Annotated in this window: 10 protein-coding genes; 8 read left to right on the top strand and 2 right to left on the bottom strand. The window is 69.5% G+C overall.

Annotated features, from left to right (window positions below):
- Positions 1-5: 5 nt before the first annotated feature.
- Positions 6-1,304, top strand: coding sequence for an aspartate aminotransferase family protein (locus ACFP2T_RS33000; RefSeq protein ID WP_377428709.1), 1,299 nt, complete (start codon positions 6-8; stop codon positions 1,302-1,304).
- A gap of 53 nt (positions 1,305-1,357) precedes the next feature.
- Here the strand turns inward: ACFP2T_RS33000 and ACFP2T_RS32995 are convergent, their stop codons facing one another.
- Positions 1,358-2,701 (bottom strand): acyltransferase family protein, encoded by a 1,344-nt coding sequence (locus ACFP2T_RS32995; protein WP_377428707.1) that lies wholly within the window; start codon positions 2,699-2,701, stop codon positions 1,358-1,360.
- A 234-nt stretch (positions 2,702-2,935) separates the two neighbouring features.
- Between ACFP2T_RS32995 and ngcE (ACFP2T_RS32990) the strand changes: the two genes are divergently transcribed.
- The 3 genes from ngcE (ACFP2T_RS32990) (at position 2,936) to ACFP2T_RS32980 (ending at position 6,268) form a co-directional block, all read left to right on the top strand.
- Complete coding sequence (gene ngcE, locus ACFP2T_RS32990) at positions 2,936-4,345, top strand: N-acetylglucosamine/diacetylchitobiose ABC transporter substrate-binding protein (RefSeq protein ID WP_377428705.1); 1,410 nt, start codon at positions 2,936-2,938, stop codon at positions 4,343-4,345.
- Positions 4,346-4,448: 103 nt separating this feature from the next.
- Entirely contained in the window at positions 4,449-5,357 is a 909-nt protein-coding gene (locus tag ACFP2T_RS32985; protein WP_377428703.1) for a carbohydrate ABC transporter permease, read from the top strand.
- Entirely contained in the window at positions 5,354-6,268 is a 915-nt protein-coding gene (locus ACFP2T_RS32980; protein ID WP_377428701.1) for a carbohydrate ABC transporter permease, read from the top strand. The genes ACFP2T_RS32985 and ACFP2T_RS32980 overlap by 4 nt, the downstream gene beginning before the upstream one ends.
- 56 nt (positions 6,269-6,324) lie before the next feature.
- Here the strand turns inward: ACFP2T_RS32980 and ACFP2T_RS32975 are convergent, their stop codons facing one another.
- A complete protein-coding gene (locus tag ACFP2T_RS32975) occupies positions 6,325-7,320 on the bottom strand; it encodes an N-acetylglucosamine kinase (RefSeq protein WP_377428699.1) in 996 nt (331 codons plus the stop codon).
- A gap of 201 nt (positions 7,321-7,521) precedes the next feature.
- Here ACFP2T_RS32975 and ACFP2T_RS32970 point away from each other — a divergent pair, with 201 nt between their 5' ends.
- From ACFP2T_RS32970 to ACFP2T_RS32955, 4 genes are all read left to right on the top strand, one after another.
- Positions 7,522-8,484: a MurR/RpiR family transcriptional regulator gene (locus ACFP2T_RS32970; protein ID WP_377428697.1), complete on the top strand. Its 963-nt coding sequence runs from the start codon at positions 7,522-7,524 to the stop codon at positions 8,482-8,484.
- A 253-nt stretch (positions 8,485-8,737) separates the two neighbouring features.
- Positions 8,738-10,243, top strand: coding sequence for an N-acetylglucosamine/diacetylchitobiose ABC transporter substrate-binding protein (ngcE, locus tag ACFP2T_RS32965; RefSeq protein WP_377428695.1), 1,506 nt, complete (start codon positions 8,738-8,740; stop codon positions 10,241-10,243).
- A 16-nt stretch (positions 10,244-10,259) separates the two neighbouring features.
- Positions 10,260-11,198, top strand: a complete 939-nt coding sequence (locus ACFP2T_RS32960) for a carbohydrate ABC transporter permease (RefSeq protein ID WP_377428693.1) — start codon at positions 10,260-10,262, stop codon at positions 11,196-11,198.
- Between the two features lie 13 nt (positions 11,199-11,211).
- On the top strand, positions 11,212-12,132 hold the full coding sequence (locus ACFP2T_RS32955; RefSeq protein WP_377428692.1) for a carbohydrate ABC transporter permease: 921 nt from the start codon (positions 11,212-11,214) through the stop codon (positions 12,130-12,132).
- Positions 12,133-12,166: the final 34 nt, after the last annotated feature.

Raw genomic sequence — 12,166 nt, 5'->3', positions numbered from 1 at the left:
TGACCATGACCACCGACGAGCTGCTGGCACGGCACCGGGCGGTACTGCCGTCCTGGATGCCGCTCTACTACGCCGAGCCGATCGAGATCGTCTCCGGCTCCGGTCGCCGGGTCACCGACGCGCAGGGGCGCAGCTACCTCGATTTCTTCGGCGGAGTGCTGACGAACATGATCGGCTACGACGTCGCCGAGGTACGCGAGGCGGTCCAGCGCCAGCTCGGCACCGGGGTGGTGCACACCTCGACCCTCTACCTGATCCGCCAGCAGGTCGAGCTGGCCGAGAAGGTCGCCGCGCTCTCCGGCATTCCGGACGCCCGGGTCTTCTTCACCAACTCCGGCACCGAGGCCAACGAGGCGGCGCTGCTGGTGGCCACCAACTACCGGCGGTCCCACCAGATCCTGGCGGTGCGGAACAGCTACCACGGCCGGTCGTACGCCGCGATGGGGATCACCGGGCACCGGAGCTGGTCGGCGAGCGCGCTGAACCCGCTACAGGTGAGCTGGCTGCACTCCGGTGACCGGCTGCGTGGCCTGCTGTCCCGGCTGAGGCCGGACGAGTACGTCGACGCGGCGGTCGACGACCTGCGCGAGGTGCTCGCCACCCAGACCGCCGGGGACGTGGCCTGCCTGATCGCGGAGCCGATCCAGGGGGTCGGCGGGTTCGTGGCCCCGCCGGACGGGCTGTTCGGGGCGTTCAAGAAGGTGCTCGACGAGTCGGGCATCCTGTTGATCTCCGACGAGGTGCAGACCGGCTGGGGGCGTACCGGCGACCACTTCTGGGGCTACCAGGCGCACGACGTGACGCCGGACCTGCTGACCTTCGCCAAGGGGATCGGGAACGGGTTCGCCCTGGCCGGGGTGGTGGGCCGGGCCGAGGTGCTCAACGAGGTGCACGCCACGTCGTTCTCCACCTTCGGTGGCAACCCGATCTCGACGGCGGCCGGCAACGCGGTCCTGGACTACCTGCTCGAACACGACCTCCAGGCCAACGCGGCCCGGGTCGGCGGCGTCCTGCTCGCCGGGCTGCGCGAGGTGGCCGCCCGGCACGGCATCGTCGGCGAGGTACGGGGCCGGGGGCTGATGATCGGCGTCGAGTTCGTCCGGCCCGGCGGCACCGAGCCGGACCCGGTGGCCACGGCCCGGGTCTTCGAGGAGTGCAAACGCGGTGGCCTGCTGGTGGGCAAGGGCGGGCTGTACGGGAACGTGCTGCGGATGGGTCCGCCGCTGACGGTGACCGAGGAGGAGGCGGCCGAGGCGCTGGACATCCTCACCGGGGCGGTCGCGGCGGCCGAATCCGGCGGGTAGCCGCTCGAATCCGGGGGTAGCCGCTCGGCTCCGGACGACCGGTCGCCGGCCGGTCAGCCGGGGACCGAGCGGAGCAGCCGGAGCAGGGCCGCCCCGCACAGGTACGCGACCAGCGCCCCGGTGGGCAGGCCGAAGAGGTACTCGCCGCTCTTCGGGGCGGCGTTGTTGCTGAACAACCCGACCACGATTGCCGCGATCGCGAGCACCAGCAGCAGTAGCCGGGGGAGCGGGCGGTCCAGCGTGCGGCAGAGCGGGGCCGGCAGCCAGCGCGGGCGTACGGAGGGTCGACGGGAGCCGCGCAGCTCGATCCGGCCGAAGGCGGCGACCAGGACCGTCAGCATCACCGCCAGCAGGATCAGCCAGGGAATGCGCCAGAGCCACCACGCCGTACTGCCCACCGGCGGGGTGGGCAGTACGCCGAGCGCGTCCAGCGCGCCGGCCAGCAGGATCACGGCGGTGAGGTGCCAGAGGAAGATCGTCAGCACCACGGCGTTCATCCCGACGACCGCCGTCCAGGGCCCGGGCCGGCGCAGCCAGCGTTCGGCGGGGGCCCGGCACAGCATGATCAGCCCGAGCTGGGCGGTGGCCAGGGCGAGCAGTGCCAGGCTCGGCGGCGACATGTTCTGGATCCGCTCACCCGGTTGGTTGATCATGCTGGTCGGGTACGGGCCGAGCACCGTGAGCAGCGGCAGCGCGGCCAGACCGACCACCAGCAGCGGTACACCCACCCGGGGGCGCATCGGCAGGTCCCCGGTCCGCCAGGCGAACCCCACCTGGTGCATGGCCAGCCAGCCGAACAGGTAGTTCCCGTACGACAGCCGCTCCGGGCCGAGCAGTCGGGCGACGTCCCCGAGCGCGACCAGCACCAGCAGCACGGCCGGTACGGCGAGGCCGAAGCGCCGGTGCAGCGCGTACATGATCGGGGCCAGGAGCACGACGAAGAGGTACGCGGAGAGGAACCAGAGCGGGACGGTGGCGTACCAGATCACGTTGCGGACCTGGGTCGGCCCGGCGCCGAGCAGCCGGGCGAGCAGGGCGGCGGCGGCCAGCAGCACCAGCAGCACGGTGGTGGGCCGGATCAGTCGTCCGCTGCGGTCGCGCAGCCACGCGCCCGCGTCGCCGCCCCGGCGGCGGTGCGAGTCCAGCGACGCGGCGTTGGCGTAGCCGCCGACCAGGAAGAACAGCGGCATGACCTGGAACAGCCAGGTGCCGGGCCGGGCCGAGACGAGTTCCTCCAGCGCGGAGTGGCCGCGTAGCCCTCCGTCGCCGTCGTGGTCGATGACGGCGATCAGCCAGTGCCCGAGCACCACCATGGTGATCGCCACCGCGCGGAGCAGGTCGACGTAGCGCTCCCGCTGGGCGGGCGTACGGCCGGCGATCTCCCGCAGGCGGCGCATGTGGCCAGGCTATCGACTTCGCCGGGATACGGGCGCACTATGCGACAACCGGCCGTGGTGGATTGCCGGTGCGTAACGGTTCGGCTCCCGGGGCTTGCTGCCGGCACCCACTTCCGTAAGAATCCTTCAGTAACTTTGCGTGAAGTGAAGACAAGCACCACTTGGGTGAAACCAGCACCATCGGTCGACGAGTGCGGCCGCGGCGTCTACCTGGACCGGATCCGAGGAGAAGCTATGAACAGGCGTGACATCCTCCGTCGTACTGCGGCGGCCAGCCTGCTGGCGGTGCCCGCCAGCGGCCTATTGACCGGGTGCGCTCTCGGCGGTGGCGACGACAACGGCAGCGAGAGCGCCGAAGGCACGAAGAGCGCGCAGAACCCGCTCGGCGTGAAGGAGGACGCGCCGCTCGAGGTGGTCATCTTCAATGGTGGTTTTGGCGAGGATTATGCCAAAGCTCACGAGGCGATGTACACCGAGAAATATCCAAAGGCCACGATCAAGCACTCGGCGACGCAGGAGATCAACAAGACCCTGCAGCCCCGCTTCGTCGACGGCACCCCGCCGGACGTGGTGAACAACTCCGGCGCCGGCCAGATCGACTTCAACGGACTCGTCTCGCAGAACGCCATCGCCGACCTCAGCGAACTGCTCGACGCGCCCAGCCTCGACATCCCGGGCAAGACCGTCCGGGACACCCTGCTGCCCGGCGTCGTCGACGTCGGCTCGTACGACGGCAAGTTCCTGGTGCTGAACTACGCGTACACGGCCTACGGCATCTGGTACTCCAGCAAGCTCTTCACCGACAAGGGCTGGGAGTACCCGAAGACCTGGGACGACCACATCGCCCTGTGCAAGAAGATCAAGGCGTCGGGGATGGCGCCCTGGACGTACGCCGGCAAGCACCCCCGCTACATGAGCTGGCCGGTGATCTCGACGGCAATCAAGTTCGGCGGGCTGGACATCGCGAAGGCGATCGACAACCTGGAGCCGAACGCCTGGAAGTCGGACGCCATGAAGGCGTCGGCGGACGCCTGGTACCAGATCGTCAAGGACGGCTACATCCTGCCCGGTACCCCCGGCCTCGACCACGTGCAGTCGCAGACCGAGTGGTGCCGGGGCAAGGCGGCCTTCATCTCCTGCGGCTCCTGGTTGGAGAGCGAGCAGAAGAAGGTCACCCCGGCCGGCTTCAACATGGCCGTCGCGCCGACGCCCAGCCTCGGCAGCGGCGACAAGCTGCCGTTCGAGGCGATCCGGGGCACCGCCAGCGAGCCGTTCATGGTGCCGTCCAAGGCGAAGAACCGGGCCGGCGGGTTGGAGTACTTCCGCACCATGCTCTCGATGAAGGGGGCACAGGACTTCACCCGGAAGGTCTCCAGCCTGAGCGCGGTCGCCGGCTCGACCCAGGGGATCGAACTGCCGTTCGGGCTGAGCACCGTGGTCAAGGCACTGGACGCCTCCGGCAGCAACGGGTTCAACTGGGTGTACAACAACTACTACCGGAAGCTGGAGCGCGAGCTGGTCGACGCGGCCTGCGGCGAGTTCTTCAGCGGCCGGACCACCCCGGCGGAGTTCCTGGACCAGTGCCAGAAGGGCGCCGACCAGATCGCCGGAGACAGCAGCATCAAGAAGTACAAGCGCTCATAGTCGGGTTCCGTCGGGTGGGGGTCGGCCAGGCACGGTCGGCCCCCACGACGCGGTTGTCGCGGGGACAGGTCTTCCCGCGTGGAGTGGGCAGGATGTTGTTCTCGTGAGACATGGCAAGTACCCGCTGATCATCACCTTCCTGGTGCCACCGCTGCTGCTCTACGGCATCTTCGTGCTCTCGCCGTACCTACAGGCGTTCCAGATCTCCACCACCGACTGGCTGGGCTACTCGCCGACCGCCAACTACGTGGGTCTGGAGAACTTCGGGACGCTGCTGCGCGACGGGGCGCTGTGGAACGCGGTCCGGAACAACCTGGTCCTGCTGGTGATGCTGCCGGTCGTCACCATCGGGCTCGGCCTGTTCTTCGCCACCATGCTCAACATGGGCGGCCGGCGCGGCGTGGCCGGCGTGGTCGGGGTACGCGGTTCCTCGGTGTACCGGCTGGTCTACTTCTTCCCGCAGGTGCTCTCGGTAGTGATCATCGCGCTGCTCTGGAAGGAGGTCTACCACCCGAACAACGGGCTGCTCAACGCCACGCTGCGGGCGGTCGGGCTGCCGGCGCCGACCTGGCTCGGTGATCCCCGGACCGCGTTCTGGGCGGTGGTGGCGGTGATGGTCTGGAGCAACGTCGGCTTCTACGTGGTGCTCTTCGGCGCGGCCATGCAGGCCATTCCGCGCGACATCTACGAGGCGGTGATGCTCGACGGCGCGTCCCGGTTCACCACCCTGGTCAAGGTCACCATTCCGCTGCTCTGGGACACCGTCCAGGTCGCCTGGATCTACCTGGCCATCGCCGCGCTGGACGGGTTCATCCTGATCCAGCAGATGACCGACGGCGGGCCCAACCACTCCTCCGACGTGATCGGCCTGCGGATGTACAACACGGCCTTCGGCAGCGAGACCAAGTTCGGCTATGCCTCGGCGATCGGCGTGGTGATGTTCTTCCTGACCCTGTCGGTGGCGGTGATGGCGCTACGGGCCGCCCGGCGTGACCGAATCGAGTATTCATGACGACCGTCGACACCTCCGCGCCGGCCACGCCCGCCGCCGACAGCGACGGCCCGGCCCGGACCGGCGACCGGCCACCCCGCCGGGATCTGGGCGTGGTGAACGTCTTCTCGCACGGGTTCCTGCTGCTCTGGGCGCTGCTGACCACGCTGCCGCTGGTCTGGGTCGTGATCAGTTCCTTCAAGAGCGACGGTGAGATCCTCTCCGATCCGTGGGGGCTGCCCGCCGCGCTGCGCTTCGAGAACTGGGCCCGGGCCTGGACCGAGGCCCGGATCGGCCAGTACTTCCTGAACAGCGGGATCGTGGTGGCCGGCTCGCTGACCCTGACCATGCTGTTCGGCGCCACGGCGGCGTACGTCTTCGCCCGCTACGAGTTCCGGGGCCGGCAGGTCTTCTACTACCTGTTCGTCGGCGGCATGATGTTCCCGGTCTTCCTCGCCCTGGTGCCGCTGTTCTTCGTGGTCCGCAACGCCGGGCTGTTCAACACCTGGACCGGGTTGAGCCTGGTCTACGCCGCGTACTCGCTGCCGTTCACGGTCTTCTTCCTGACCGCGTTCTTCCGGACCCTGCCGACGTCGGTCGCCGAGGCGGCACTGATCGACGGTTGTGGACACTTCCGGCTCTTCTTCCGGGTGATGCTGCCGATGGCGCGACCGGGTCTGATCAGTGTGGCGATCTTCAACTTCCTCAGCCAGTGGAACCAGTTCATCCTGCCCCAGGTGCTGATGCAGGGGGACGAGTCGAAATGGGTGCTAGCCCAGGGACTGTCGGCGCTGGCGGTCAGCCAGGGCTACCAGGGCGACTTCAGCGGGTTGTTCGCCGGGCTCACCCTGGCGATGCTGCCGGTGCTCGCGGTGTACGTCGTGTTCCAGCGCCAGATCCAGTCCGGCCTGACCGCCGGCCAGTTGAAATAGCGCCGCCGACGGTACGGGGCCGGAGCGCGGCGGCCACCGTCACCGGCGGGCGAAGCTCACCGGCCCGGGGTCGGGCCGATCAGCCGGCGGTGCAGGTCGGCCGGGTCGGTCACCTCGGGCAGGGTCCGGGCGGCCAGCCAGGCGGCGGCGATGGCGCCGTCACCGGCGCCGACCAGCAGTGCCGACGGCCACCGCGCGGCCAGCGCCGGGCGTACCGCGTCGGCCAGCGGGGCGTCTCCGGTGAGCAGGCCGCCGCCGAGCACGATCGGCGTGCTGTCGTCCGCCGGCCGGATCCGCTGCACGTTGGCGGCGAGCAGCCGGGCGGCCTGGGCGAGGATCGTGGCGGCGGCCGGGTCACCCTCCCGGTCGGCCCGGATCACCAGCGGGGCGAGCCCGGCCAGTTCGACGGCGGGTCGTCGGGTCACCGTCTGGACGAGGACGTCCACGGTGTCCCGTGGCCGGGCCGCGACCTGCGTGGAGCCGAGCAGTTCGGTGAGGACGAGCGTGCCGAGCGGGCCGAGCGGGCGGTGCCGGTCCAGGTCGGCGAGGGCGTGCCGGACGGCCTCCCGGCCGAGCCAGAATCCGCTGCCGGCGTCGCCGAGCAGCCAGCCGTGTCCGTCGGCCACCCGGTCCAGGGTGAGTCCGCGTACCTCGGCGGCGATCGCCCCGGTGCCGGCGATCAGGATCGTGCCGTCCGGCGCGGCGGTCGCCGAGGCGTACGCGACGAGGGCGTCGCCGACGATCTCGTACGGACAGCGGAGCCCCACGTCGTGCCACATCCGGTCGAAGGCGTCCCGGCTCACCGGATCGGCGAGCAGCCGGGCGACTCCGGCCATCCCGATGGTGCCGGCCCGGACCAGGCCCGGATCGAGCCCGGCGAGGGCGGCGGACAGGGCCACCCGCAACTCTTCGGCGGCCCGTTCGGCGCCGTGGCTGGTCGGGTTGCCGCCGCCGCCCCGGCCGGCGCCCAGCCGCTCACCGGCGAGGGAGACCACCGTGGCCCGGGTCGAGGTGCCGCCGACGTCGAGCCCTACCACCATGCCGTCGGACATTCGTCGCCCAGCCCTTCCAGCGCGCCCACGGGTCGGGTCCATGCTGCTCGGTACGGCTGTCCCGGGCAAGCACCGATCGATCGTTATCAGGGTCGAGCCAGGTAACAGTTTGAAAACTTCACCCATCGTCTTGACAAGGAGGGGGCTTTAGTAAGAACTTTTACCACTAACAGTTAACTTCCTTTTTTGAAAGGCGTGCCCATGGTCGAGCAGAAGGCGGACACCATCGCGGGGACCGCGGTGGTCGACGCCGAGCCCGACCGCCGGGCCGCCGCCGGGCTGTCGCCCGCGGACAGCGTGCTGGTCCGGGTCCGGGCCCGGCTGACCGAGTTCACCGGTGCGTTGCAGCGGGTCGCCGAGCAGGTGCTCAGCGATCCGGCCGCCGCCGCCCGGGCGACGATCGTCGAGCTGGCCGAGCGCAGCGGCACCTCCCCGGCCACCGTCACCCGGTTCTGCCGGGCGATGGGCTTCGAGGGCTACGCCGACCTCCGGCTCGGCATCGCCGCCGAGACCGGCCGGGCGCACACCGCCGGCTGGACCGTCGACATCGGACGGGAGATCCAGCCGACCGACCCGCTGGAGCGGGTGCTCGGCCAGATCATCGCGGCGGACACCCAGGCCATGCACGACACCGCCACGCTGCTGGACCTGGGCGAGGTGGAACGGGCCGCCGAGGCGATCGCCGGGGCGTCCCGGGTCAACATCTTCGGCGCCAGCGGCAGCGCCCTGGTCGGCGAGGAGATGCAGTTCAGCCTGCACCGGATCGGCGTCGCGGCGTGGGCCTGGAACGACGTACACGAGGGGCTGGCCGGCGCGGCGCTGCTCCGCAGCGGCGACGTGGCCCTGGGCATCTCGCACACCGGGCAGACCCGGGAGACGATCGAGACCCTCGCCGAGGCGGGCAGCCACGGCGCCGTCACGGTGGCGCTGACCGGCTTCGCCCGCTCGCCACTGGCCGAACTGGCCGACATCGTCCTGCTCACCGCCAGCCAGGCGACCACCTTCCGGCCGGACGGACTCTCCGCCCGGCACCCGCAACTCGTCGTGCTCGACCTGCTCTACATCGCCGTCGCCCAGCGGACCTACGACCGGGCCCACGCCGCGTTCCAGCGGACGGCCCAGGCCGTCGGTGGGCACAAGGCGGCGAAGGAGGCGCGGCAGTGAACCTTCCATCGAACTTCCACGACCGGCATGCCACCGGTGCCGGCGGGCCCCGCCCGGCCGACCGGTGCCCGACCGCGACGGGCGGGCCGGCACCGGCCGGCGCGTCCGACGGTTCAACGTCGGGTCGGAGGCACCCCTATCTGCCGCTGGCCCGATCGTCCCCGGCGGGGACGAGCTACCGCACCGCTGGCAGGTCCAGGTCATCCGGATCCGTCCGGCTGATCCGACCCGATTCTCAACTGAGGAGATGAAGATGTCCGCAAGCCCCGACCACACGTCGGACCGCGTTGATCCGTCGGCCACCACCGGAGCGGGCCTGCCGGCCGCGCTGGGCGCCAGCCGGCGTACGGTGCTGCGCCGGGCCGCCGCCGCCGGACTGCTGGCCACTCCGGCCGCCGGACTGCTCAGCGCCTGCGCCACCAGTGGTGGCGACGACGAGGGCAGCACCGACCAGGACACCGGCACCAAGAGCGCCACCAACCCGCTCGGAGTCAAGGAAGACGCCGCGCTGGAGATCATCATCTTCAACGGCGGCTACGGCGAGAAGTACGCCACCGACGTCCACGAGAAGTTGTACAAGACGGCCTTCCCCAAGGCCGAGATCAAGCACCAGGCGACCCAGGCGGTCTCCACGGTGCTCCAGCCGAGGTTCGCGGCCGGTGACCCGCCGGAGTTCGTCAACAACTCGGGGGAGAAGTTCCTCGACTTCGGCGCGCTGGTCGCCGACGGTCAGATGCAGGACCTGACCGAGCTGTGGGACGCGCCGTCGGTCGACGACCCGAACAAGAAGGTCCGGGACACCCTCATCCCCGGCGTCGTCGAGCAGGGCATGTTCAGCACCGCCGACGGTTCGCGCAAGCCGTACGTGCTGTACTACGTCTCGACCGTGTACGGCATCTGGTACTCCGGCAAGCTGTTCAAGGACAACGGCTGGACCGCCCCCACCACCTGGGAGCAGTTCACCGCGCTCTGCGAGCAGATCAAGGGCAAGGGCATCACCCCGTTCGGCTACGCCGGGGCGAACGCGGCCTACTACATGTGGAACGTCATCCTCACCCAGGCCGCCAAGGTCGGCGGGCCGGACGTACTGAAGAACATCGACAACCTCGAGGCCGACGCGTGGAAGGCCGAGGCGGTCATCTCCTCGGCCAAGGCCTGGGCCGAGATCGGCGCCAAGTACGGCGACAAGAGCTTCGAGGGGCTCAAGCACACCGACGTCCAGCTGCGGCAGAACCAGGGCAAGCTCGCCTTCTACCCCAGCGGCGACTGGCTGGAGAACGAGCAGAAGAAGGACACGCCGGCCGGCTTCGAGTACCAGCTCATGGCGGTGCCCAGCCTGACCGCCTCGGACAAGCTGCCGGCCGGTGCGATCCGGGCCGCCGGTGGTGAGGGGTACTTCGTCTCGGCCAAGAGCAAGAACCCGCGCGGCGGCATGGAGTACATGCGCCAGATGCTCTCCAAGGCGGGTGCCCGGGGCTTCACCGAGACCGTCGGGGCAGCCACCGTGGTGCCGGCCGGCAGCGAGGGCTACCAGTTCCCGCCGGGGGTGGCCAGCTCGCAGGCCGCGCTGAAGGCCGCCGGTGCGAACGTCTTCAACATGATGTTCGACAACTGGTACAAGGAGCTGGACACTGAGGCCCGGACGGCGACCAACGAGCTGATGTTCGGTCGCGCCTCGGCCGAGCAGTGGGCCGAGCGGATTCAGAAGCGCGCGGACGCCATCAAGAGCGACAGCAGCGTCGCCAAGTTCAAGCGCTGACCGGAGCGGAGTGATCATGCGGCGGGGCAAGCTCACGGTCCTGAAGGCGCGCTGGCGTACGTACCTGTTCGTGATCGGCTTTCTGTTCCTCCCGGTCGCGCTGTACTCGGTCTTCGTGATCGCGCCGTACGCCCAGGCGTTCCAGCTCGCGATGACCAACTGGCGCGGCGTCGGGAAGCCGGAATGGGTCGGTTTCGACAACTTCCAGAGGCTGTTCCAGGACGAGGCCTTCTGGAAGGCGGTCCAGCACCACGGGATACTGCTGCTTGCCCTGCCGCTGATCACCATCGCCATCGCGCTGTACTTCGCGTTCATGCTGAACGTCGGCGGTGGCAGCCGCAGCGGGCAGCGGGTCGGGGTCCGGGGATCCGGGTTCTACCGGGTGGTGTTCTTCTTCCCCCAGGTCCTCGCGGTGGCGATCATCGCGGTTCTGTTCCAGATGGTCTACCGGCCGAACGAGTCCGGCCTGATCAACGGCGTGTTGATGAAGCTCGGACTCGATCCGGTCTTCTTCCTGATCAACCCCAACCTCGCCCTGTGGTCGATCATCGGGGTGCTGGTCTGGCAGGCGGTCGGCTTCTACGTGGTGCTCTTCTCGGCCGGGATGGCGTCGATCCCGACCGAGATCTACGAGGCCGCCGAGATGGACGGCGCCACCCGCGTCACGCTCTTCTTCCGGGTGACGCTGCCACTGCTCTGGGACACCCTCCAGGTGGCCTGGGTCTACCTGGGCATCGCGGCGTTCGACTGCTTCGCCATCGTCGCGGTGCTCTCCGTCGACAGCGGTGGCCCGGACGGGGCCACCACCGTGCTGGCGGTGGAGATCTACCGCAACGCCTTCACCTACAGCCGATTCGGGTACGCCTCGGCGATGGGTGTGGCGCTGTTCTTCCTGACCCTCACGTTCGCGGCCCTGACGCTGCGGGTGTCCAAGCGGGAGAGCATCGAGTACTGAGATGGGACCGCACATGACGACGAAGACCGACCGCCCGGCGCCCGGCCCGGGAACCCGGAAGCTGACCGCCGGAACCCGCAAGGGCCGGGACCGTCGGGTGAAGTCCGAGGTACGGCTGCTCTCCCGCCTGGGCCACGTGGCCCTGGTGGTGTGGGCGGTGATCGTCATCGTCCCGATCCTGTGGACCTTCCTGGCCTCGTTCAAGAACACCACGGAGATCTTCAGCAGCCCCTGGACCCTGCCCGCCGAGCTGCGCTGGGAGAACTGGAGCCGGGCCTGGACCCAGGCCCGGGTCGGCAAGTTCTTCGTCAACAGCGTGATCGTGGTGAGCTGCGGTGTCGCCGGCACCATGCTGCTGGGCTCGATGGCCGCCTACGTACTGGCCCGCTACAAGTTCGTCGGCAACCGGTTCATCTACTACCTGTTCGTCTCCGGGCTGGCGTTCCCGGTGTTCCTGGCGCTGGTGCCGCTCTTCTTCGTGGTGGACAACCTCGGACTGCTCAACACGCACACCGGGCTGGTCCTGGTGTACATCGCCTACTCGCTGCCGTTCACGGTCTTCTTCCTGGCGGCGTTCTTCAAGACCCTGCCGACGTCGGTGGCCGAGGCCGGCATGATCGACGGCTGCTCGCACACCCGACTGTTCTTCCAGGTGATGCTGCCGATGGCCAAGCCCGGCCTGATCAGCGTCGGGATCTTCAACATCATCGGGCAGTGGTCGCAGTACCAGCTCCCGCTGGTGCTGCTCTCCAACGCCGAGGACAAGTGGGTGCTCACCCAGGGCATCGCCGACATCTCGACCAACGCCGGGTACGAGGCGGACTGGTCCGGGCTGTTCGCGGCGCTGACCATGGCGATCCTGCCGATGATCCTCGTCTACGGCATCTTCCAGCGGCAGATCCAGGGCGGCCTCACCGCCGGCGCCCTCAAGTAGTCCTCGGCCGGCCGGACCGCTGCGGCACCCGCGG

The sequence above is a fragment of the Plantactinospora solaniradicis genome, from assembly GCF_042658085.1.
GTDB lineage: Bacteria > Actinomycetota > Actinomycetes > Mycobacteriales > Micromonosporaceae > Plantactinospora > Plantactinospora solaniradicis.
The sequence above is the reverse complement of the archived record's forward strand: the minus strand, read 5'-3'. Positions and strand labels throughout refer to the sequence as shown.